21 protein-coding genes and 1 pseudogene are annotated in these 20,472 nt (G+C 63.2%); 12 read left to right on the top strand and 10 right to left on the bottom strand.

Features of this window, described 5'->3' with window-relative positions; translation table 11 throughout:
- The 3 genes from rnpA to GRI47_RS00240 form a co-directional block, all read right to left on the bottom strand.
- A complete protein-coding gene (rnpA, locus tag GRI47_RS00250) occupies positions 1-417 on the bottom strand; it encodes a ribonuclease P protein component (protein WP_160659420.1) in 417 nt (138 codons plus the stop codon).
- A 288-nt stretch (positions 418-705) separates the two neighbouring features.
- Positions 706-840 (bottom strand): 50S ribosomal protein L34, encoded by a 135-nt coding sequence (rpmH, locus tag GRI47_RS00245; RefSeq protein WP_067678623.1) that lies wholly within the window; start codon positions 838-840, stop codon positions 706-708.
- 131 nt (positions 841-971) lie between these two features.
- On the bottom strand, positions 972-1,889 hold the full coding sequence (locus GRI47_RS00240; protein WP_160659419.1) for an alpha/beta hydrolase: 918 nt from the start codon (positions 1,887-1,889) through the stop codon (positions 972-974).
- A gap of 166 nt (positions 1,890-2,055) precedes the next feature.
- Between GRI47_RS00240 and GRI47_RS00235 the strand changes: the two are divergent.
- Positions 2,056-2,691, top strand: a pseudogene (locus GRI47_RS00235) (magnesium chelatase domain-containing protein); the annotation flags it as partial.
- A 54-nt stretch (positions 2,692-2,745) separates the two neighbouring features.
- Entirely contained in the window at positions 2,746-3,111 is a 366-nt protein-coding gene (locus tag GRI47_RS00230) for a recombinase family protein (RefSeq protein ID WP_160659418.1), read from the top strand.
- Here the strand turns inward: GRI47_RS00230 and GRI47_RS00225 are convergent.
- On the bottom strand, positions 3,093-3,314 hold the full coding sequence (locus GRI47_RS00225) for a hypothetical protein (protein WP_160659417.1): 222 nt from the start codon (positions 3,312-3,314) through the stop codon (positions 3,093-3,095). The two genes, GRI47_RS00230 and GRI47_RS00225, sit on opposite strands and share 19 nt — an antisense overlap.
- Before the next feature lie 140 nt (positions 3,315-3,454).
- Here GRI47_RS00225 and GRI47_RS00220 point away from each other — a divergent pair, with 140 nt between their 5' ends.
- On the top strand, positions 3,455-5,026 hold the full coding sequence (locus GRI47_RS00220) for a hypothetical protein (RefSeq protein WP_160659416.1): 1,572 nt from the start codon (positions 3,455-3,457) through the stop codon (positions 5,024-5,026).
- A gap of 121 nt (positions 5,027-5,147) precedes the next feature.
- Here the strand turns inward: GRI47_RS00220 and GRI47_RS00215 are convergent, their stop codons facing one another.
- Complete coding sequence (locus GRI47_RS00215; protein ID WP_160659415.1) at positions 5,148-5,699, bottom strand: hypothetical protein; 552 nt, start codon at positions 5,697-5,699, stop codon at positions 5,148-5,150.
- Between the two features lie 413 nt (positions 5,700-6,112).
- On the opposite strand from GRI47_RS00215, the gene GRI47_RS00210 reads away from it, so the two are divergent.
- Positions 6,113-6,403 (top strand): helix-turn-helix domain-containing protein, encoded by a 291-nt coding sequence (locus GRI47_RS00210; protein ID WP_160659414.1) that lies wholly within the window; start codon positions 6,113-6,115, stop codon positions 6,401-6,403.
- On the opposite strand, the gene GRI47_RS15140 is transcribed toward GRI47_RS00210, so the two are convergent.
- The 3 genes from GRI47_RS15140 to GRI47_RS00195 all read right to left on the bottom strand — a co-directional run bounded on the left by GRI47_RS15140 (position 6,386) and on the right by GRI47_RS00195 (position 9,245).
- Positions 6,386-6,982 carry a LysR family transcriptional regulator gene (locus tag GRI47_RS15140; protein ID WP_160659413.1) on the bottom strand — a complete coding sequence of 199 codons (597 nt, stop codon included), beginning with the start codon at positions 6,980-6,982 and terminating at the stop codon, positions 6,386-6,388. The genes GRI47_RS00210 and GRI47_RS15140 overlap by 18 nt on opposite strands.
- A 333-nt stretch (positions 6,983-7,315) precedes the next feature.
- Positions 7,316-7,924, bottom strand: a complete 609-nt coding sequence (locus GRI47_RS00200) for a hypothetical protein (RefSeq protein ID WP_160659412.1) — start codon at positions 7,922-7,924, stop codon at positions 7,316-7,318.
- A gap of 406 nt (positions 7,925-8,330) precedes the next feature.
- On the bottom strand, positions 8,331-9,245 hold the full coding sequence (locus GRI47_RS00195) for a LysR family transcriptional regulator (RefSeq protein WP_237452580.1): 915 nt from the start codon (positions 9,243-9,245) through the stop codon (positions 8,331-8,333).
- Positions 9,246-9,419: 174 nt separating this feature from the next.
- Between GRI47_RS00195 and GRI47_RS00190 the strand changes: the two genes are divergently transcribed.
- From GRI47_RS00190 to GRI47_RS00155, 8 genes are all read left to right on the top strand, one after another.
- Complete coding sequence (locus GRI47_RS00190) at positions 9,420-10,115, top strand: type 1 glutamine amidotransferase domain-containing protein (protein ID WP_160659411.1); 696 nt, start codon at positions 9,420-9,422, stop codon at positions 10,113-10,115.
- Between the two features lie 2 nt (positions 10,116-10,117).
- The gene (locus GRI47_RS00185; protein WP_160659410.1) at positions 10,118-10,573 is read left to right on the top strand and encodes a VOC family protein; all 456 of its coding nucleotides are present in this window, start codon (positions 10,118-10,120) and stop codon (positions 10,571-10,573) included.
- Entirely contained in the window at positions 10,573-11,679 is a 1,107-nt protein-coding gene (locus tag GRI47_RS00180; protein WP_160659409.1) for an NADH:flavin oxidoreductase/NADH oxidase, read from the top strand. Before GRI47_RS00185 ends, GRI47_RS00180 begins: the two co-directional genes overlap by 1 nt.
- Positions 11,676-12,827 carry an L-dopachrome tautomerase-related protein gene (locus GRI47_RS00175; RefSeq protein ID WP_160659408.1) on the top strand — a complete coding sequence of 384 codons (1,152 nt, stop codon included), beginning with the start codon at positions 11,676-11,678 and terminating at the stop codon, positions 12,825-12,827. Before GRI47_RS00180 ends, GRI47_RS00175 begins: the two co-directional genes overlap by 4 nt.
- A gap of 76 nt (positions 12,828-12,903) precedes the next feature.
- Positions 12,904-13,644 carry an SDR family oxidoreductase gene (locus GRI47_RS00170; RefSeq protein ID WP_062344848.1) on the top strand — a complete coding sequence of 247 codons (741 nt, stop codon included), beginning with the start codon at positions 12,904-12,906 and terminating at the stop codon, positions 13,642-13,644.
- A gap of 111 nt (positions 13,645-13,755) precedes the next feature.
- The gene (locus GRI47_RS00165; protein WP_160659407.1) at positions 13,756-14,049 is read left to right on the top strand and encodes a putative quinol monooxygenase; all 294 of its coding nucleotides are present in this window, start codon (positions 13,756-13,758) and stop codon (positions 14,047-14,049) included.
- 453 nt (positions 14,050-14,502) lie between these two features.
- Positions 14,503-15,642 carry an alcohol dehydrogenase catalytic domain-containing protein gene (locus GRI47_RS15225; protein ID WP_160659406.1) on the top strand — a complete coding sequence of 380 codons (1,140 nt, stop codon included), beginning with the start codon at positions 14,503-14,505 and terminating at the stop codon, positions 15,640-15,642.
- A gap of 31 nt (positions 15,643-15,673) precedes the next feature.
- Positions 15,674-16,219: a type 1 glutamine amidotransferase domain-containing protein gene (locus GRI47_RS00155; RefSeq protein ID WP_160659405.1), complete on the top strand. Its 546-nt coding sequence runs from the start codon at positions 15,674-15,676 to the stop codon at positions 16,217-16,219.
- 256 nt (positions 16,220-16,475) lie between these two features.
- Here the strand turns inward: GRI47_RS00155 and GRI47_RS14880 are convergent, their stop codons facing one another.
- Both GRI47_RS14880 and GRI47_RS00145 read right to left on the bottom strand, forming a co-directional pair.
- A complete protein-coding gene (locus GRI47_RS14880; RefSeq protein WP_425568487.1) occupies positions 16,476-19,136 on the bottom strand; it encodes an excinuclease ABC subunit UvrA in 2,661 nt (886 codons plus the stop codon).
- Positions 19,137-19,313: 177 nt separating this feature from the next.
- Positions 19,314-20,423, bottom strand: coding sequence for an S-(hydroxymethyl)glutathione dehydrogenase/class III alcohol dehydrogenase (locus GRI47_RS00145; protein ID WP_067679738.1), 1,110 nt, complete (start codon positions 20,421-20,423; stop codon positions 19,314-19,316).
- Positions 20,424-20,472: the final 49 nt, after the last annotated feature.

Here is a 20,472-nt window from a genome sequence, read left to right as displayed (position 1 = left end):
TCAGGCCTTCGCTCCCCCGGCCTTGCCGCGCCCCAGAGAACGAGAGGCCCGCGAGCGATGGGGCGGCCTCCGCCTGTCGCCCTTGCCCGCAGCGGCGCGGGCGAGGGCTTCGTCCAGCTCGGCGGCCAGCGCAGCGAAATCGCGCTCGATCCCGCCATCGCGCCCGATAAGAATGTGATCGTGATCGGCCAGCCCCCGCTCCGGCAAAGCCGCGCGCAGCAATTCGCGAAAGCGCCGCTTCATCCGGTTGCGGATGACGGCATTGCCGACCTTTTTCGTCACGGTGATGCCGAAGCGCTTGCCCCGTCCGTCATTCGGGTGCGCCAGCAGCACGAAGCCCGGTCGCGCCACGCGCAGCCCGCGATTCGCCGCGAGAAAGTCCGCGCGCTTGCGGATGGTTGAAAGGGGAGCGGTCATGCCGGGAGGATAGCTTGGAGGGGAGAGAGAGTCTTTGGTTTTGCACAAGCGCGTCCGCGCTCGCGATGTCCTCGCGCCTGGCGGCGCTGCGGGCGGGCGGTCGCCCTTGCGATCCGCTGGTCGCGGATCGGGCTACAACCAGGCAATTGCCTGCCGATATCGCTCTGCCACAAAAAATCTGACACGCGCACGAAAACGGGCTCCGTAAGGAGCCCGCAAGGCCGATTGGCCGCCCTCAACGCCGTCAGGCGCGAGGAGAAGGCACCCGCCTAAACGGGTGCGCTCAATTTACGCGCAGAGGTTCTTGCGGCCGCGCTTGCGGCGGGCGCGCAGGACCTTGCGGCCACCGGGAGTCGCCTTGCGGGCGAAGAAACCGTGGCGACGGGCGCGTACGAGGTTCGAAGGCTGGAAAGTCCGCTTCATCGGATCGTCCTCAAGAATATAGATCGGAGGTGCGGACAGGCCGCACCAATAAAAAGGGCCGCCCGTTCAGGCGACCGCTGACAGGAGGCGCGCTTAGAGTAGCCCTGCGCCTCCGTCAAGCGGATTTGGGATCACGACACCTCGAGCGAGAGATAGGCGATCCGCGGGTTCTGCGCCCGCTGGACCGGCATCGGGCTGCGCTCGACCATAGGCCGTTCGACAGGCGCGCGATAGCCCACCCATTCGCGCATCTCGCCCGCGCGCATCCAGCGGGCGCGATGATGCGGGACCGAATTGGTCATGGCGTAGAAAGCGCGGGCCTGCCCCTCATCCATGCCCATCTCGCGGTAATAGTCGAGATAGGTGCGGTTCTGCGGCGCCTCCATGGAGAAATCGCTAGCTTCGCGCCCGTATTCGTCGCGCCAGCTATGGACCGCGAACTCGGCGCCATTGTCGATTCGGCGCTCCACGCCCGCAAGAAAGAGTTCGACCGCGCCGGATCGCACCGAGCCGTTGGCCGGCACCACTGTCGACAGCCTGGCGCGGCGGATCATGCGGCCGAGTTCGAGATTGGCCCGATCGTCCAGCGTGCCGGGGCATTCCACCATTTCGAGCCGCGCCAGACCGGGATGGTCGCGCAGGAGTCGCGCGAAATGCGCCGGACTACGCGAATCGGTCTCGCCCAAGAGAGCGACGGTCTGCCCGTCGATGACCCGGAACGGTCCGTATTCGACCGCCCCGTAGGTGGGGCGAACGCGATGCGATTCGACGAAGCGCTGCGTCTGCGCGCGCCCAACGGAGGTCTGGACCGAATGCGATGGGCTCCATGCCGGAAGGTCCGTCGGGGCCACGGCATAAACCAACGCCTGCCCGGGGATCACCGCGCTCGGCATGACGTAGGGCAGTTTCGGATGATGCGCTTCCAGAACCAGCGGCTGGCTGGGAAGATGGATCACGCCGAGCGACTGCGCCGCAGCGGGCGCGGCGCCGACCAGGGAAGCGGCGCAGGTTGCGAGAGCGGCGAACGCGAAGGGAGCGAGTCGGGTCATGAGACCGGTATCGCCGCGCGAACTTGCAGAGCTCCCAACGGCTTTCCCTAACAGGCCCTTCATGTCCGTTTACGCGATCCGCGCTTTTCAGCCGCCTTCGCACTCGACAGGCGGCGCTTCTCCCCGCAAAGAACGGTTAACGGCGGGGACATTTCGGGGGTTTGGTTTGGTCGCACTGGTTCGCACGGTGGCCTATCTCGGCCTGGAGGCGCGCGCCGTGGAGGTGCAGTGCCAGGTCGCGCCCGGCCTGCCGCGTTTCATGGTCGTCGGCCTGCCCGACAAGGCGGTGGGCGAGAGCCGCGAACGCGTGCAGGCGGCCCTGTCCGCCATGGGCCTGGCCCTGCCGCCCAAGCGGATCACGGTGAACCTGTCCCCCGCCGATCTCCCCAAGGAAGGGTCGCATTACGACCTGCCGATCGCGCTGGCCCTGCTCGCGGCGATGGGCGTCACCGATGCCGAACAGCTGACCGAATATATCGCGGTCGGCGAACTCGCACTCGATGCCCGCATCGTCCCCTCGCCCGGCGTGTTGCTCGCGGCGATCCATGCGAGCGAGCAGGAATGCGGTCTGATCTGTCCGCGCGCGCAGGGCTCGGAAGCGAAATGGGCGAGCGAGGTTCCGGTGGTGGCAGCGCCCGATCTCGCCAGCCTGCTCAATCATCTGAAGGGCACTCAACGCCTTCCCGAACCGCAACCGGGCGTAGTCGAAGCCGCCCCGCCCGGCCCCGATCTCAAGCGCGTGAAGGGGCAGGAGACCGCCAAGCGCGCGCTGGAGATCGCCGCGGCGGGCGGGCATAATCTTTTCAGGTAAGATACGGCTACACCTAAATCGATATTTCCGATAAGTGAGCTTCCGATGGACTGCGTGATCTATATTCGTTGGTCGAGCGCTGAACAGGGGAAGGGATCGAGTCTCCAGCGACAGAGAGACGACTGCCGTCGTCATGCTGCCGAGAACGGTTGGGCGGTGATCGACGAACTGGTCGATGATGGCATCAGCGCTTTCAAGGGCGAACACGCATCGACAGGGTCGCTTGGTCACTTTGTGAGGGATGTCGAAGCAGGGCGCTACCCGGACGGGGTCATTCTTCTCTGCGAGAAACTCGACCGTCTTTCGCGTCAGGAACCGGGCCGTGTGTTCATGTGGATGATGAACCTCACCGAGGCCGGAGTTGCTGTAGCTACCGTCGATGGCTCGCGTCTCTATAGGAACCCCTGCTGAAGTCGGTACCACAGTATCGCTGTCTCCCCGACGATCCGATCCGGCAGCAGGTCCAGGCCGGAATGCTTCAGGTAGGCGCGTGTCACGAGGGCGAAACACTCGTCGGAGACCTTCGCCGCGTCGAGCGCGTTTTCCGGATCGGCATGCGCCATTCGGATGTTCACCGCGGACCTGAATCCGGCGAACCGGTCGCGGTCTTCCATCACCCTGTCGAGAGCGCCGCGATCGACCAGACCGGGAGGCAGGCTCGTCTGCGAGTAACTGGAGAGTTCCCCGATCCAGACGCAGAGCGAAGGGGCGCGATCTGTCGCTGGACGACGACGAATTGAGGCGACGCGTCCAATTGTACGAGGCGAAGGTCGAGCGTCAGGACCGGGATTTCACGCGTTCGCAGGATGCCAGAAGCAAGTACTGGAAGAAGGTGCCCCCACCGGCGAGGTCTTGCCCGATCTTCAACGAGGTCGAACAGATAGTCGCACACAAGAGCGCGATCGATCCCGAACTCGAGAGGAGCCCCAACGGCGCCTGGGAGAAGGACTCGGCGAAGATATTTCGAAGGCACATCGAACGCTTCGCCCGGTATGCATGCGCGTCTGCGGAACTGGGTGGGCTCGGTCTGGAACCGGACCGGGTTTCGTTGGCCCTCCTCCTCAACAGGAAGGTGGTATTAGCCTATATCGACTTCTGCTCGCGGCTCCGCGTCGATCCCGACGAGGACGTGCCGCTTCAGCCGCTGTTGACGGCCTATGATCTAAACTTCGTGCATTTCATCAGGATGCTGATGCATCCGCGCTACGGGTTCATCACGCAGCGAAGCGACATCTTCTTGCCCATGATACAGGCCGACGAGCGCCCCTTGGGATCATGCGAGGGCCTCGACAGCATCAGGGCGCGCAAATTCACGTTCGAGGATTTCGACCGTGAGGAGGACGCGACCAGGTATTCGAAGACGCCCGAGGAATTCGGTTCGCTCGGCCCGCTCGTTCCGGACGACCTTCGCGCGAGGGCGGAAGACGACTGGCTGCGTCTCGTGATTGATACGAATGCGCGCCTCGGGAACATGTATTCGTACATGAAGCGGCTTGTCGAGAAATCGCGTGATCCGTTCGAACCTGTCCAGGAGATACTGGAAGCCGAAAGACCTTTGGACCACGTTACCGCGATGATCGAACACGCCTATGGTGCCCTGCCGAAGCAGGAAGCGCAACCGATGCTTCATGCGATCGCGGTCCGCAACCTGCTCGTTTTCCTTCTGCTCTGTGTCACATGCCTCCGATCGCAGAACATCCGGGAGCTCCTCTACAGATCGGGCGATGGCGGTCAGATCGTCCTTGATCGCGATGGCGATACCCCCATCGGGCTGAGACTCCATATCCCTTGGGAATCCTTCAAGAACTTCTCGCAGGTCGATTTCTTCGGAACCCCCGATACCAAGCGTGACTACGAGCGCTACTGCCACGACTGGTGGGGCTTGGCCCATCTCTTCGATCACTACGTCGAAAACTGCCTTCCTCTCCTGTCCGACCGCGCGATCCGCAAGGGCAAGCGGGTGTATTCGGTGCTGTTCCCCGACTCCAATGGTACAGCGATGACCTACGACGCACTCGGTCAGATCATCAGGGACTTTACACGGTTAAATTGGGTCATCGATCCGCTGACCGGACTACCGGTCGAGGGCCGCATGGCCTTCGGACCACATGCAATAAGGGACATTCTAGCCACGCACATCGTACGTACTGCGACCGACGAGGGAAGATGGGAACGAGCGGCCAATCTGCTCCAGACCTCCGTCGCGATGGTGAAGGCGCGATACGCGTTCGAGAAGACCCTCGAGCGCGCGGCTAAGTCCGACCCGATCTTCGATCAGCAGCAGGCAGGCTTCGATCGCAGGCTGGTGCTCGGGCTAGCCCGATGAGAAACCAACATGTCTGTTCCGGTGGGAACTGCATGACTGCAGGTCGGATAGTCGGTGCTCCGAACGGTCCTACCTCAGGAGGGGGCCGTCCGCGCTGGGTTGTTCCGCGACTACCTGCCGCTCACTCGAGTTCCGCGAACAATGGAGTATTCTCGGCTAGCCCGTCGACGACGCCGGACATTCCCTTGACCAGTCGCTCCGCCAAGTCATCGAGATCGACAAGGATGAGCGGTCCCGGCTGACCCTTTTTCCTTTCGTCGGGCCAGCGGATCACGACGTCCATCACTGGCGCCTGCTTCTTGGAACCCTTACCGAGCGACCCGAGAGCGTTCGCCCGGAATGTGGCCAGAGCGCCAACCCGGCCCTTGCCGCGGGCACCTTCGCGCAGCGCCTCGGCCAGCAGCTTCCATTCCTTCAGAACGGTATTCACCGCCACATCGGGGGACACGAAAGATGAGGTGAGACTGAGCACAAGCCCGAGCATGGCCACCTCACGGGGGCCGTACGCGACACGGCCCAGTCGACCCAGGTTGACGCCGGGTGGAAAATTCTTGGCTTGCAGGTTCTTCAGCCTGGCCCGGAGCGCCTTCTCTCCCTGCTCGGGGACCCCAAAGACGGTAACGAGAAGTTTTACGAGCTGTGAATACCCTATCTGCGGACCGCTGGAGTTCATCGCCGCAGGCTAAGACGCCGGGTCGCCGCTGCCAAGTCCTCCGGCGGTGGATATGCACGAAGGACGGCGTGGAGCGTCGCTCGGGGATGCTTTCCCGCCGCTAGCACAAGACTTCCCGGCGCCGTGCTGGGGCGAAGACGCGTGATGCGCCCCTGGATCGCAACCGGTGTCGCTGTAGCGTCTGAAGGAGACGGGCTGATAACGGGGTAGCCATCTGGTCGCCTTTAGTCGCTGCAACTTAAGCATCGGTAAGTGCGATCGAACGGGCAGAATCCGTCTTGGCCCTGTTTGCGATGAGGTCCCTGATTTCGTCGTCAAGAAGGCACTCGTGTTGCAGTCGTGACGATGACTTTCGGGGAGAACAAGCGTCGCGCCGATGGCCCGAAGGAAGGGTCGGGTGTATGCTGGCGACGATGACGAAGCCGCGAGACGATACTGGAAGTGCTGACGACCGCCTTGCGCGAAGCCTGGGCGAGCGCCTGCGCCTGTTGCGCCAGGATGCCGGTATCGACGGCACGCAGCTGGCCGAACGGTGCGGGATGCGGCAGGCCTATATCTGGCGGCTGGAAGCGGGTCGGACGTTGCCCAGCTTACGAAATCTCGCTCGACTGGCGGTCGGACTGCAGGTTCCGCTCACTCACCTCCTCGAGAACGTGGAATACGAGGACGTCGAACTGCGCCCGCGATCATACGATAGGGATTGAAGAAGGGCCCTTTCCGTTTCCCGGTCTGACGCGTCTTCTCCCGCCATGGTCGGGTCTGGGAACCCGCGGCAGGAGAACGCGCGCGATGTGGTCGCCACTCTGGAGTCTCGTCGCGAACTCTCCGCCAACATCGCGGACGATCCGCTCGATCAGGGGCGTTCCTGTTCCTCCCCCGACGAGCGGCTGCATCTCGAATGAAGGTCGGCTGATTACGCACAGCTCCACGCGCCCTCCCATGGCCCTGATGGTAACACGGATTGGAAAGTCGACGACCCGGTACTTGAGGGCGTTGGTGACGAGCTCGAACGTGACAGCTAGCGCGGCGTAGGCGAGATTTCCGCGCAAGGGCAAGCTGAGATGCGACGAGAGAAGCTCGATCTCGGGAAGTTCCGCACGGCCGCGCCCCATTGCCTGTAGCATCGCCTGCAGTTCGCTCACCTCGAGACGTTCTTCGAGGCGACGGATCGTATGGCTGAGCGCAGACGGGGAAACGTTCATGCGGACCGCGGCACGGCGGAAGCTCAACTCCTCCGCCACTGCCGCGAAGCTCATCAGTTCGGTAAGGGATCCTGCACGCATGATAATCGTCCTCGGCTCGCCAGCCCGCCCACGGCATATCCTCTTGGGATCGACTGCAGAATGTTCGTCATCGCCTCGCCCCACATATCGGAACGATAATGGACATGGAACTCAGGTGTACCTGAACACGGTCAAGAGCCTGGCTTCAGGTCTGGTCGGCGAAAGGCGTTCTGCCCACCAAGGTATCGAACATGGCCGCGCGGTTAAGCAATCCGGATGGTCTTTCGTTGAGCACCTCGATGTCGAGGTGGGGGGAGGACCGAGGCTCGCGCGACAGCGTCCGCTCGTCTCCTGCAACGGCGGAGCGGCTTGACGCCGCTCCGCTCGCATTGCTCAAGCTGCCAGACGGGTCACCAAGGCCGTCAATCGACCGTCGTCACCCTTGCTCAGCACGTTGAGCCGCGCCCCTTCGAGGTCACCGCGGTCGAAGGTCTTCGCCAGCATTCTCATCCGATGCCAAGCGCGCTTCTCTCCGGCGTCCAGCGATCCTGGCAGGCGGCGCCAGCGTTCGACGAGTCTATGCCCGCTGGCTTCGAAATGGCGCTCGGCGTCCGCTTCAGGCACTATGAGCACCCTGCCGTCATTGGCCGGTGCCCAAAGCCTGCAACGTCCATAGAAGGCCACCTCCGGCTCTTCCAGACGGACGGCTACGATTCCGGTCGGCTCTCCCATGGGATCATCGACATCGAACGTGAGGACGGCCTGATCTATCAGCAGCCTCACTGACGCCGCCATGAGGTAGTTTCGGTCGCTCTCGTCCATGGTGAAGCAGGCGGCCGCGGTCACGTGCTTCGCACCTACCTGATCGATCGGTCGGCCCCGGAGCATCTCGCCCAAGGCTTTCGTGTAACTTGCGATGTGCACCTGCACTGCGGGGTCGGACACGCTGAGCTCTCGAAGTGCCTCGATCACCGAACGCTTTTCCCCATCTCCATCAACCATGTCTTAATCCTTTCGCTTTAACGGCGAAGCCGTAGGCTTTTCCTCCCTACGCACTTCCCGAAAGCTAGGCCCTTCAAGCAGTATGGAGCTGTACTCGCCGCCGCGATCGGCGCGCCCGAAATTCTTCCCGCTGGACGGCTGTAATCCTCGCGAAGATAGAACCCCGGCGGCCCATCGCCTAAGGCTGCGGCCGCTCTTTCCCAGCAGACATTCACAACTGGTTATGGGTTGTTTAATGCAGTCGCCAACGCAACTGACGGTCCAGAATACGTGATGTCCGCTTTGCGCCCCACATCCGGCCGTTCGGCCTTGTCGCCGACGATCCCGAAAGCCGCCATTCTTTCCGCCAGCGCTAAACCGGTTCAGACCCGACATTGCGCTCACGGCCCAACAGGCGTGGCCACCATTATGTTCGGAGTGCAGCAATCAGGGCGTCCCGAGCCATGGCGACGCGCGGATGGCGCAGCGATGAGCGCGCCCAGACGAGGTAGAAGGCGTTGCGGGGAACCGTGATCGGCGCGGGTATCTCGATCAGCGTGCAGGCAGCGCGTTCGCTGCGGATGAGATAGCCGGGCAGTACCGTCCAGCCGAGGTCCGCGCGCAATCCCGACCGTAGCACCCTCAGATCGGGTGCGGTCAAGGCGGGCTGGTTCGTCAGCTCGATCTGGTTTGCCTCGAGCCAGGTCCGCAACAGCGGCCGGTCAAGATCGTAGGCGAGGTGGGCCGTCCGGTTGAGCCCGTCGGCAAGCGGCAATTCGGCAATCCGCATGGCCACGGCGGGAGAAGCTACGGCGCGCAGGTGTTCCTCGCCCAGCGCATGAAAGGCCAGGCGCGGATCTTCGGGTTGCGAGGCGGTGACAGCCAGATGCACCTTGTCTTCGAGGAGCATGGTATAAAGCGCCTCGCGCCCGCCGATATGCAGGCGCAGGTCCAGCCCTGCTTCCAGCAGCGGAGCCAGTCGGGGCGTGATCATCTCTCCCAGCAGGTCCGACGGCGCGGCGATGTGGACCGTGCCCGAGATGCGCGACGATCGGGCCCGCGCGCTGGCCAGTGCCGATTCCGCCGTGTCGAGGCTGCTTCCGATCGAAGCCGCGAGATCGTCGGCAATTACTGTTGGTCGAACACCCCGCGAATGGCGATCAAACAAGGGACGGCCCAGTTGCGCCTCGAGCGATGCGATGTGCTGCGACGCCGCCGGTTGGGTGATGCCGATTGCCCGGGCCGCCTCGCTCAGTGAACGACGGCGGTAGACTTCGACGAAGGTGCGCAACTGCAGAAGTGACATTCCGGTTCCATAAGCGAATTTATGGCCGTCCACCATTCCCGCTGGATTTCATGATGCCGTTCCCTGCCTATCTAGGCCGCCGAAAGGAACGAGCGAATGCAAAATCGCCTCCAACTGCTGAAAGCTTTCACCGCTGCCCTTGTGGCGGGTGCGGCTGCGCCGGTTGCGTTTGCTCGTGCCCCCGACATCAATGGAAAAGGACAATTGACGATGACCCGCATTCTCATGGTGGCCACATCCGCCGACCGCATGACTCCCGGCACCGAACCGACGGGTGTCTGGCTCGAGGAACTTACCACCCCGTACTATGCCTTCCGCGATGCGGGCGCCGAGGTGACGCTGGCCTCCATCAAGGGTGGCGCCATCCCCGTCGACCAGCGCAGCGTCAACGCCGACGGTGAGAACGACACTTCGGTCGAGCGCTATCTGAAGGACGACGCCCTGAAGACCGAGGTTGCCAGCACCCCTGTATTCACAAGCATCGATCCCGCCGGCTACGACGCGCTGTTCCTGCCCGGCGGCCACGGCACCATGTTCGATTACCCCGGCAGCGACGAACTGGCCCGCCTGGTCGAACGCTTCGACCGCGAAGGCAAGATCGTTGCCGCCGTCTGCCATGGACCGGCAGGGCTGGTCTCGGCGAAGAAGGCCGATGGCACGCCCTTCGTCGCCGACCGCCGTGTCGCGGGCTTCACCGACAGCGAGGAACGCGCGGTCGGCCTCGATCAGGCGGTGCCGTTCCTGCTCGAAACGCGCCTCAAGGAACTCGGGGGCAAACACGAGGGCGGCCCCGATTTTGCCCCCTTCGCCCTACGCGACGGCAATCTGGTGACCGGGCAGAACCCCGCCAGCGCTACCCGCACGGCGGAGCTCGTGATGGAAGCCCTCAAGGACAAGGTGGCCTGACCATGCGCTATCTTCACACCTTGATCCGCGTCGCCGATCCCGAGGCGGCGATCCGGTTCTTCACGCTGCTGGGTCTCAAGGAGACCCGGCGCATGGAGAACCAGGCCGGGCGTTACACGCTGATCTACCTTGCCGCCGACGAGGATTTCCGCGGCGACAGCGAGCAGGGCGATGCCGAGGTCGAGCTGACGTACAACTGGCCGCCCGAGGACGGCAGCGCTGCGGCGACTTATACCGGGGGCCGAATCTTCGGCCACCTCGCCTTCGGGGTCGACGACATCTACGAGACGTGCGCGCGGCTGCAGGCGGGCGGCGTGACGATCAATCGCCCCCCGCGCGACGGACACATGGCGTTCGTCCGCTCGCCGGACGGGATTTCGATCGAACTGCTCCAGAAGGGCGAACACAAGGCCCCGGCCGAACCCTGGGCCTCCATGCCCAACACGGGCGCTTGGTGATGGCGCGCCTGTTCGAACCGCTCGAGGTCGCTGGGCTCCGGCTCGCCAATCGCATCGTCATCGCGCCGATGTGCCAGTATTCGGCCGAAGACGGCGCGATGACAGACTGGCACCGGATGCATCTCGGCCAGTTGGCGCTGTCGGGCGCGGGCGCGCTGACGATCGAGGCGACTGCCGTGAGTCCGGAAGGGCGCATCACCTACGGCGACGTCGGCCTGTACGACGAGCCGACCGAAGCGGCGATGCGAGGCGTGCTCGAAAGCGTTCGCCGATGGTCGGACATGCCGCTGATTATCCAGCTGGCGCATGCCGGCCGCAAGGCGAGCTGCGCCAAGCCGTGGCACGGCGGAACGCAGATCGCCCCCGATGCGGAGAATGGCTGGCAGACCGTGGCACCCAGCGCCATTCCCTTCGCTCCGGACGACAATCCCCCTGTCGAACTGGACGAGTCAGGGCTTGCCCGCATCCGGGAGGCGTTCGCGGATGCCGCCCGGCGCGCCGGCAGGTTGGGCATCGAAGCCATCCAGATCCACGCCGCGCATGGCTATCTGCTCCACGAGTTTCTTTCGCCGATCTCCAACCGGCGCGGCGACGACTACGGCGGCAGCCTCGACAACCGGATGCGGTTCCCGCTCGAAGTGTTCGATGCCGTGCGCGAAGCGTTTCCGGCCGACCGCCCAGTGACCGTCCGCGTTTCCGGTACCGACTGGGTTGAAGGCGGCTGGACGGCGGAGGAAACCGCAAGGTTCGCGCAGGAGCTGGAGCGGCGCGGTTGTTCGGCAATCCACGTCTCCGGCGGCGGCCTCGACCCGCGTCAGCAGATCCCTGTCGGCCCCGGCTATCAGGTGCCGCTGGCGCGGTCGGTCAAGGACGCGGTCGCCATGCCTGTCGTGGCGGTCGGAATGATCACCGATCCGCACCAGGCGGAGCGCATCCTCGAAGACGGGCATGCCGACGCCATAGCGATAGCCCGCGCAGCGCTGTGGGATCCGCGCTGGCCCTGGCACGCCGCCGCCGCGCTTGGCGCATCGGTAAAGGCGCCGCCGCAATACCTCCGGTCCGAGCCCCCCGAGGCGGGCCGCGTCCTCAAGGAAATGACACCATGAAAATCTCCGTCAAACTGCTTCTGGCCGCTGGCGCTGCCCTCTCGCTCGCTGCCTGCGCGACGACCCGCGAGGGTGCATCCGCGCCGCAAATCGAACAGGTCGCGACTTTCGATGGCGCGATGCCGACGGGCGTGACCGTCGCCCCCAACGGGCGCATCTTCGTCAACTTCCCGCAATGGGGCGACAACGCGCCGTTCACGGTTGCCGAGCTGGTCGACGGCAAGGCGGTGCCCTATCCCGACGCCGCGACCAACCGGCCCGATCCGGCCGACCCGGCGGGGCACTTCATCTCGGTGCAGAGCGTGGTGGCCGATGGCGCCAACCGCCTCTGGGTGCTCGACACGGCCGCGCCTAAATTTTTTCAGCCGCAGGCCGGCGGGGCAAAGCTGGTGGCGATCGATCTTGCGACCGACCGGGTGGTGAAGACGATCGTCCTGCCGCCCAGCGTGGTGCTGCCCACGACCTACCTCAACGACGTGCGCTTCGATCTGCGTCAGGGCGCCGAGGGCGTCGCCTACATCACCGACAGCAGCAACGCGGGGATCGGCGGCATCATCGTCGTCGATATTGCCAGCGGGCGTGCGATCCGGCGCCTGTCGAACCATGTGACGACCAATCCGGAGCCCGGCTTCACCCCGGTTGTCGACGGCGCGGTGCTGATGAACCGTCCGGTCGACGGCCGCGCGACGCCCCTAGCAATCGCGAGCGACGCGATTGCGCTCAGCGCCGACGGCAGCATGCTGTATTACGGTCCGCTATCGGGCCGCACGCTTCACGCGGTGCCCACGGCGTTGCTGCGCGATCCTGCGGTGACCGAGGAGGAACTGGCCCGCGCGGTACGCAGCCTGGGGCGCAAAGGCGCTTCGGACGGGATTGCCGAGGACGACAAGGGCCGCGTGTTCGCCGGCGATTACGAGAACAACGCAATCCGCGTACTCAACCAGGGCCGCTGGACGACGGTGGTCAGCGACCCCCGCATCAGCTGGCCCGACACGCTGTCGATCGGCACCGACGGCTATCTCTACTTCACTGCCAACCAGCTCCACCGCCAGCCCGGCTTTCACGGCGGACGGGATTTACGCCGTAAGCCTTACGAGCTGCTCCGCATCCGGGTGGGCGCCGGGCCCGTTCTCTTGCGATCACAGTGATCCCATCAGGCCGGGCAGGCTCGCGCGGAGCCGCGATCCGGCGAAAAATCAACAACTGACTTGAAGGAATACAGACATGACAAAGGGTATCGAAGGCAAGGTCGTTCTCATTACCGGCGGCAGCAGCGGCATCGGCGCGGAAACAGCGCGTCTTCTCGCGGAACGCGGCGCGAAGGTGGCCATCGCCGCGCGGCGCAAGGACAGGCTCGACGAGGTCGTCGCGGACATCGCCGCAAACGGTGGCACGGCACGTAGCTACGCGCTGGACGTGACCGACAAATCGGCGGTCCAGTCTGTCGTCGCCGCAATCATTGCCGACTTCGGCCGCCTCGACGTGCTGATCAACAACGCCGGGCTGATGCCGATCCGTCCGATGGCCGAGGTCAACACCGACGAGTGGGACCAGATGATCGACGTCAATCTGAAGGGTACGCTCTACGGCATCGCGGCGGCCCTTCCCGGTTTTCTCGAGCAGGGCAGCGGTCACATCATCAACCTGAGCTCGGTTGCGGGTATCAAGGTCTTCGCACCGGGCGGCACGGTCTACTCCGGCACCAAGTTTGCCGTCAGCGCGATCAGCGAAGGCTTGCGCCACGAGGTGGGGGAAAAAGTCCGGGTCACGTCAATCGAGCCTGGAGCTGTCGAAAGCGATCTGAAGTTCACGACATCCGGCACGGCTGCCGAGACGGTGCTGGACTTCTACAAGCAGGCCATTCCGGCGGCATCGGTGGCGCGTGCTATCGCGTTCGCTGTCGAACAACCTGATGACGTCGACGTCAACGCGATCGTCATCCGGCCGACCGCACAGGAGTTCTGATTTCGACCGGGAGGCGGGGCCGCGTGCGCTCCGCCTCATGGGGAACGTACCGGCCCGCTCGTCCGTTAAGTTGCCGAATAATATCTGTCCGTTTCACTTGAGGAGTCAATTATGCCCAAACTAGCCCTGTATGTACCGCTGAAGGCCAAGCCCGGAAAAGAGCGCGATGTCGCCGATTTCCTGACCTCGGCATTGCCGCTCGTTCAAGCTGAGCCGGGCACTCTGACCTGGTACGCGATCGAGGAAGGTCCCGGTGCGTACGCGATTTTCGATACGTTCGACACCGAGGAGGATCGGCAGGCTCATCTTGACGGCAAGGTTGCCGCCGCACTGATGGAGAAGGCAGAGGAACTGTTCTCTGAACCGCCGCAGATTCACAAGTTCACCCTGCTGGCCGCGAAATAGCGGAGCGGGCGGCCCAAGCTGCCGGCTGACCGCAGATTAAGGCTCGTGTTTCCATCCTGAATGGACGGCCCGACCAAACCGGGAATTGAATAAATCAATACGACAGGCCATCCGCGATAGCGGATGGCCTTGTCTTTTGAGCTCATCACACCTCTGCATTAAATGATAAGGCGCCGTTAATGTGTCGCGACGGACGGCACCATTGGTCTGCGGCTGATTCTTGCGCACATCAATTCGGCGCGTTATTCGGGCGTTCTGACCAAGTTATTCAAAATGCCGCCGTTTATCGACCCAGGATGACCCTAACGCGAAGGAACCTCTCAGGCGGCAGAAGGTTCAAGAACTGAGATCAATTCGAAGGGTGCCATGTCCTCCGCAGTTCCGATGGACCGGATCATGACCACGCTCTCGCTTTGATGACGCGTTGAGAAGAGCTGCGAAAGGAAAAGATCCGTGAAAGCTGTCGTATACAACGGGCCCAAAGATGTTTCCGTCAATACCATCGATGATCCCAAGATCGAAAAGCAGACCGATGTTATCATCCGGCTGACCACGACCAATATCTGCGGGTCGGACCTGCACATGTATGAGGGCCGTACCAGCTTCGAGAAGGGCAGGGTCTTCGGTCACGAAAACCTTGGCGAGGTCATCGAGGTCGGCTCTGCCGTAGATCGTATCAAGAAGGGCGATCGCGTGTGTATGCCGTTCAACGTCGGTTGCGGTTTCTGCGAGAATTGCGAACGCGGTTTGACGGGTTTTTGCCTCACGACCAACCCTGGCACCGCCGGCGCAGCATATGGCTTTGCCGAGATGGGTCCGTGGCAAGGTGGTCAGGCCGAATTGATGCGCGTTCCTTATGCGGACTTCAATTGTCTGAAGCTGCCTGAGGACGCTGAGGAGAAGGAGGATGACTATGTCATGCTCTCCGACATCTTCCCGACGGGTTGGCATGGCGTCGAACTGTCAGGTTTCCTGCCTGGCGAAAGCATCGCGATCTACGGCGCCGGTCCGGTCGGTTTGATGGCCGCGCACTCAGCCGAAATTCGTGGTGCTTCTCAGATCTTCGTGGTGGATTCTCACGATGACCGCCTGAAACTGGCCGAGGCGATGGGCGCTATTCCGATCGACATGCGCAAGGGCGATCCCGCCCAGCAGATCCTTGACGCGACCGGCGGCCTCGGGACCGACCGGGGGGTCGAGGCGGTCGGGTATCAGTGTTGCGATCGCCACGGCAAGGAGCGCAGCAATTACACGATGAACTGCCTCGTCAAAAGCACGAAGGCCACCGGCGGGATCGGCGTCGTCGGCGTATTCATTCCGGAAGACCCGAACGCGCCTGACGATCTCCAGAAGGAAGGCAAGATCGCTTTCGACTTCGGCGACTTCTGGTTCAAGGGCCAGAAGATCGGCACCGGCCAGTGCAACGTAAAGCACTACAACCGGCGACTGATGAAGCTTATCGAGCAAGACCGGGCCAACCCCGCCCAAATCATCTCGCACCGATTGCCGCTTGATCAGGCGCCAGACGCCTACAAGCACTTCGACGAGCGCGATGCTGGTTGGACCAAGGTCGTGCTGAAGCCGGGCACCTGACCTAAATCCTCGACGGAACAGGAAATAAACCATGACTTTGGAAGGCAAATCAGTTGCCATTCTGATCGCACCCCGCGGGACGGAAGAACCAGAATTCTCGAAGCCCAAGCAAGCTGTCGAGGACGCTGGTGGCAAAGTGACCGTGGTCAGTTTTGAACCGGGCAAGGCTCGCACAGTCAATGGCGATCTTGACGAGGGCGGCAGCTATACTATCGACAAGACGTTTTCCGATGTCAAAGCCGACGATTTCGACGGACTTGTCGTGCCCGGAGGGACCGTCGGTGCCGACAAGCTGCGCGGCAGCGACGAGGCAATCGGTTTCATCCGGGCTTTCTTCGATCAGAAAAAACCTGTCGCGGCTATATGCCATGCACCCTGGACATTGATCGAGGCGGACGTGCTCAAGGGTCGCACCTTGACGTCCTACCCGACGCTGAAGGTCGATATCGAGAACGCCGGCGGTACATGGACCGATGAGGAAGTCGTGGTCGACAACGGGCTTGTTACCAGCCGCGATCCCGATGATTTGCCCGCCTTTTGTGCCAAACTCGTCGAGGAAATCGCAGCAGGGAATTAAGACGGGGCGTTTCGACGAACCACGTGAGGGCCATCTCCATGGATAAGGTCTGCACAAAGCAAGCGTGGCGGATGGCCAGCGATTGGCCGTCCGCCACGCCGCGTATCACACGAACATGGCCCACCTCACGGGCAATCGAACCCTGAGCCGCGTCAATCCGCGGTGACACCTCGCCGGCTCTCGCATCCAGAAAAGACCCATTCCAGCGTGGGTTTGAGGTGCACCTGATCGACGTGCCTTCGACCAGATTTACGACCTACAGCGCCGCCTTGAGATAGCGGGCGGTGAGGCTGCCTTCCGCTTCCGCAACGACGTCAGGGACGCCGCTGGCAACGATACGGCCCCCATCTTCCCCGGCCCCCGGTCCAAGGTCGATGATCCAGTCCACCTGTGTGATGGCGCGCATGTCATGTTCGACGACCACGACGGTATTGCCGGCGTCTACGAGGCCCTGCAGGTGTTGCATCAGCCGGTCGCTGTCGGAGGGATGAAGCCCCGAAGTTGGCTCGTCGAGGATGTAGATGGTGTTGCCGCGTTGAGCGCGTTGCAGTTCAGTCGCCAGCTTGATGCGCTGCGCCTCCCCCCCAGACAGCTCGGTCGCCGGCTGACCGAGCCTCAGATAGCCAAGACCGATCTCTCGCAACACATCGAGGGAGCGCATCACAGATGCCTCGCCAGCGAAGAAATCGCACGCATCGTCGACCGTCAGTTCGAGCACCTGGGCGATATTGCGCCCGTTCCATTCGACTTCGAGCGTTTGCGGGTTGTAGCGAGAGCCATGACAGGTCGAGCACGGGGCAAAAACGCTCGGCAGGAACAGCAGCTCCACCATGACGTATCCCTCGCCCTCGCACACAGGGCAGCGGCCTTGCGCAACGTTGAACGAGAACCTTCCCGGGCTGTAGTGCCGCCGGCGGGCGAGCGGCGTATCAGCGAAGATCCGTCGCACATGGTCGAACATGCCGCTGTAGGTGGCCAGGTTCGAGCGCGGCGTGCGACCGATCGGTTTCTGATCGACCCGCACCAGCCTGCGAACATGCTCCATGCCTGCGACAATGCGTCCTTCAGTGTCGTTCTGCGCAACATCGAGCAGCGGATCGATAGCCTCCTCCTCGGCCACGGGGGAGCCGCCGAGGTGTTCCGTGACGAGCTCGGGCAGCGCCTGACTGACAAGACTGGATTTGCCCGATCCCGAGACGCCGGTGACAGCGGTGAAGCAGCCGATGGGAAACTTTACGTCGAGACCATGGAGATTGTTCCGCCTGATCCCTTCCAAGCGTAGCCATGCCTTGGGATCGCGCGGTGTGCGCTCACTGCGGAGCGGCTCTGCGAACAGGTAGCGGCGGGTGATCGAAGTCTCGACGTCGGCAAGCCCCTCTATCGGCCCGCTGTAGAGGACTTCACCGCCCTTTTCCCCGGCTCCTGGCCCGACATCGACAAGCCATTCCGCGCGGCGGATCACGTCGAGATCATGTTCGACGACGAACAGGGAGTTACCCGCCGCCTTGAGACGCTCGAGGATGGTGAGCAAGGCTTCGCCATCTGCCGGGTGCAACCCTGCCGAAGGCTCGTCAAGCACATAGACCACGCCGAAAAGCTGTGACGACAATTGCGTGGCAAGCCGCAAGCGCTGCAGCTCTCCGGAGGAGAGCGTCGGCGTGCTGCGGTCGAGCGAAATGTAGCCAAGGCCAAGATCGATCAGCGGATCCAGCCGCTCGATCAATTCGCAGGCAAGGCGTTGGGCGGCGACCCGCTTCTCGTCGGAGAGATTGGGCGTGCGGCGTACGTCGGGCGCAGCCTTGTGCGCCGAACCTCCTGCCGCGACTCGCCGTTCGACCGCCGCATCGCGGGCCGCCTTGCCGAGGACATGGCCCTTCGGGACCGCCGCGGCGCCCCCGTATTCGCCATGCGCGACGGGCGTGAGCAAATCCCGGAGTTTCAACACCGTCAGGTCGCCGAACTCGGCAATGTCAAGGCCCGCGAACTTCACGGACAGGGCTTCGCGCTTCAGGCGCTTGCCGTCGCAGGTCGGGCAATCGCGGCCGATGATATATTGCGAGACGCGCTTCTTCATCAGCGCGCTTTTAGTGTTGGCGAAGGTTTCCAGCACATAACGGCGCGCGCCGGTGAAGGTGCCCTGGTAGCTCGGCTCCATGCCGCGCTTGAGCGCCGTCCGGGTCTGTGCGGGCGTCAGGCCCGCATAGACCGGCACCGTCGGTGCCTCTTCAGTGAAGAGGATCCAGTCGCGATCCTTTTTCGGCAGGTCGCGCCACGGCGTATCGACGTCATAGCCGAGCGAAACGAGGATATCGCGCAGGTTCTGGCCATGCCAGGCGGTCGGCCAGGCGGCGATCGCCCGGTCGCGAATGGTGAGGCTGTCGTCAGGAACCATGGTCTCTTCGGTCGCGTCATAGACGCGCCCGATGCCGTGACAGGTCGGGCAGGCGCCGGCGACCGTGTTGGGGGAGAAATCCTCCGCATAGAGCATGGGTTGATGGCGCGGATATTCGCCGACGCGGGAATAAAGCATCCGCACCAGGCTGGAGATCGTCGTCACGCTGCCGACCGAGGATCGCGCGTTGGCCGAGCCGCGCTGCTGCTGCAACGCGACCGCAGGCGGCAAACCGTCGATCGCGTCGACCTCCGGCACGCCGGCCTGGTCGATCAGGCGACGGGCATAGGGCGCAACCGATTCCAGATAACGTCGCTGGGCTTCGGCATAAAGGGTGCCGAATGCGAGCGATGACTTGCCCGAGCCCGATATGCCGGTGAACACCACGAAGGCGTCGCGCGGTACATCGACGTCAATATTTTTGAGATTATTCTGGCGCGCGCCGCGAACCTGCACGCAATCGGGCGGCCCTGCATGCCTATGATCGGTGGCCGGCGTCGTCGCGTGAATATCCTTGCTCTTCACTTCAGTCTTCCTGCCTTATTCGCCCGTGGGCCCGTGGTTCATCACAGTCGGGTAGCAGATGAATGCATCGCGACGCGTTGCCCATTTGCCAGAGGGCGCGTCATCATGGCCGGGGTCGGGCCATGATGACGGCTGAGTTGTCGATCCGAGCGCTTCGCGCCGCTTCGGATCGGTGGGTCAGTAGTGAATGACTGAGCGGATCGACTTGCCTTCGTGCATCAGTTCGAAGGCCTCGTTGATCTCCTCCAAACCCATCGTGTGGGTTACGAACGGGGCCAGATCGATATCGCCTTTCATCGCGTCCTCGACCATGCCGGGGAGCTCTGTCCGTCCCTTGACACCGCCGAAAGCGGACCCCTTCCATACGCGGCCCGTGACGAGCTGGAATGGGCGGGTGGAGATTTCCTCGCCCGCGCCGGCAACGCCGATCACGATCGACTGACCCCAGCCACGGTGCGCTGATTCAAGCGCGGCGCGCATGACGTGGACGTTGCCGATGCACTCGAAGGTATGATCGATGCCCCAGCCCGTCATCTCGATCAGCACTTGCTGGATGGGCTTGTCATGATCCTTGGGGTTGATGCACTCGGTCGCACCGAACTGGCGTGCCAGCTCGAACTTGGACGGATTGGTGTCGATGGCAATGATGCGACCCGCCTTCGCCTGGCGCGCACCCTGAATCGCCGCGAGGCCGATGCCGCCGAGGCCGAACACGGCGACCGAGTCTCCGGGCTGGACCTTGGCGGTATTGTGGACTGCGCCGATGCCGGTCGTGACGCCGCAGCCGAGCAGGCAGACGTGTTCGGGGTTTGCCTCGGGATTGATCTTGGCGAGCGAGACTTCGGCGACGACAGTATATTCACTGAAGGTTGAACAGCCCATGTAATGATAGAGGGGCTGACCATTGTACGAGAAGCGGGTGGTCCCATCGGGCATCAAGCCCTTGCCCTGCGTTTCGCGGACAGCGACGCACAGGTTGGTCTTGCCCGACAGGCAGAAGTCGCACTTGCCGCATTCGGCGGTGTAGAGCGGAATCACGTGATCGCCCGGCACGACGCTGGTGACGCCTTCACCGACCTCGACAACGATGCCCGCGCCCTCATGGCCCAGAACCACCGGGAAAACACCCTCCGGATCACTCCCCTCCAGCGTGTACGCGTCGGTGTGGCACACACCGGTGTGAGTCACCCGTATGAGGACTTCGCCTTTTTGCGGTGGGGCGACATCGATTTCGACGATTTCGAGGGGCTTGCCGGCCTCGAAGGCAACAGCGGCGCGAGATTTCATGTTGGGATACCTTCGTTGAGTTAAACTGATTGGTGGTGCGAGTCCGTTG

It is taken from the genome of Qipengyuania pelagi (assembly GCF_009827295.1).
GTDB lineage: Bacteria > Pseudomonadota > Alphaproteobacteria > Sphingomonadales > Sphingomonadaceae > Qipengyuania > Qipengyuania pelagi.
This window is presented reverse-complemented; position numbering and strand designations above follow the sequence as displayed.

Coding starts and splice junctions, on each gene's coding strand:
- rnpA (WP_160659420.1), bottom strand. CDS start 417: ATGACCGCTCCCCTTTCAACCATCCGCAAGCGCGCGGACTTTCTCGCG.
- rpmH (WP_067678623.1), bottom strand. CDS start 840: ATGAAGCGGACTTTCCAGCCTTCGAACCTCGTACGCGCCCGTCGCCAC.
- GRI47_RS00240 (WP_160659419.1), bottom strand. CDS start 1,889: ATGACCCGACTCGCTCCCTTCGCGTTCGCCGCTCTCGCAACCTGCGCC.
- GRI47_RS00230 (WP_160659418.1), top strand. CDS start 2,746: ATGGACTGCGTGATCTATATTCGTTGGTCGAGCGCTGAACAGGGGAAG.
- GRI47_RS00225 (WP_160659417.1), bottom strand. CDS start 3,314: ATGGAAGACCGCGACCGGTTCGCCGGATTCAGGTCCGCGGTGAACATC.
- GRI47_RS00215 (WP_160659415.1), bottom strand. CDS start 5,699: ATGAACTCCAGCGGTCCGCAGATAGGGTATTCACAGCTCGTAAAACTT.
- GRI47_RS00210 (WP_160659414.1), top strand. CDS start 6,113: ATGACGAAGCCGCGAGACGATACTGGAAGTGCTGACGACCGCCTTGCG.
- GRI47_RS15140 (WP_160659413.1), bottom strand. CDS start 6,982: ATGCGTGCAGGATCCCTTACCGAACTGATGAGCTTCGCGGCAGTGGCG.
- GRI47_RS00200 (WP_160659412.1), bottom strand. CDS start 7,924: ATGGTTGATGGAGATGGGGAAAAGCGTTCGGTGATCGAGGCACTTCGA.
- GRI47_RS00195 (WP_237452580.1), bottom strand. CDS start 9,245: ATGGTGGACGGCCATAAATTCGCTTATGGAACCGGAATGTCACTTCTG.
- GRI47_RS00190 (WP_160659411.1), top strand. CDS start 9,420: ATGACCCGCATTCTCATGGTGGCCACATCCGCCGACCGCATGACTCCC.
- GRI47_RS00185 (WP_160659410.1), top strand. CDS start 10,118: ATGCGCTATCTTCACACCTTGATCCGCGTCGCCGATCCCGAGGCGGCG.
- GRI47_RS00180 (WP_160659409.1), top strand. CDS start 10,573: ATGGCGCGCCTGTTCGAACCGCTCGAGGTCGCTGGGCTCCGGCTCGCC.
- GRI47_RS00175 (WP_160659408.1), top strand. CDS start 11,676: ATGAAAATCTCCGTCAAACTGCTTCTGGCCGCTGGCGCTGCCCTCTCG.
- GRI47_RS00170 (WP_062344848.1), top strand. CDS start 12,904: ATGACAAAGGGTATCGAAGGCAAGGTCGTTCTCATTACCGGCGGCAGC.
- GRI47_RS00165 (WP_160659407.1), top strand. CDS start 13,756: ATGCCCAAACTAGCCCTGTATGTACCGCTGAAGGCCAAGCCCGGAAAA.
- GRI47_RS00155 (WP_160659405.1), top strand. CDS start 15,674: ATGACTTTGGAAGGCAAATCAGTTGCCATTCTGATCGCACCCCGCGGG.
- GRI47_RS00145 (WP_067679738.1), bottom strand. CDS start 20,423: ATGAAATCTCGCGCCGCTGTTGCCTTCGAGGCCGGCAAGCCCCTCGAA.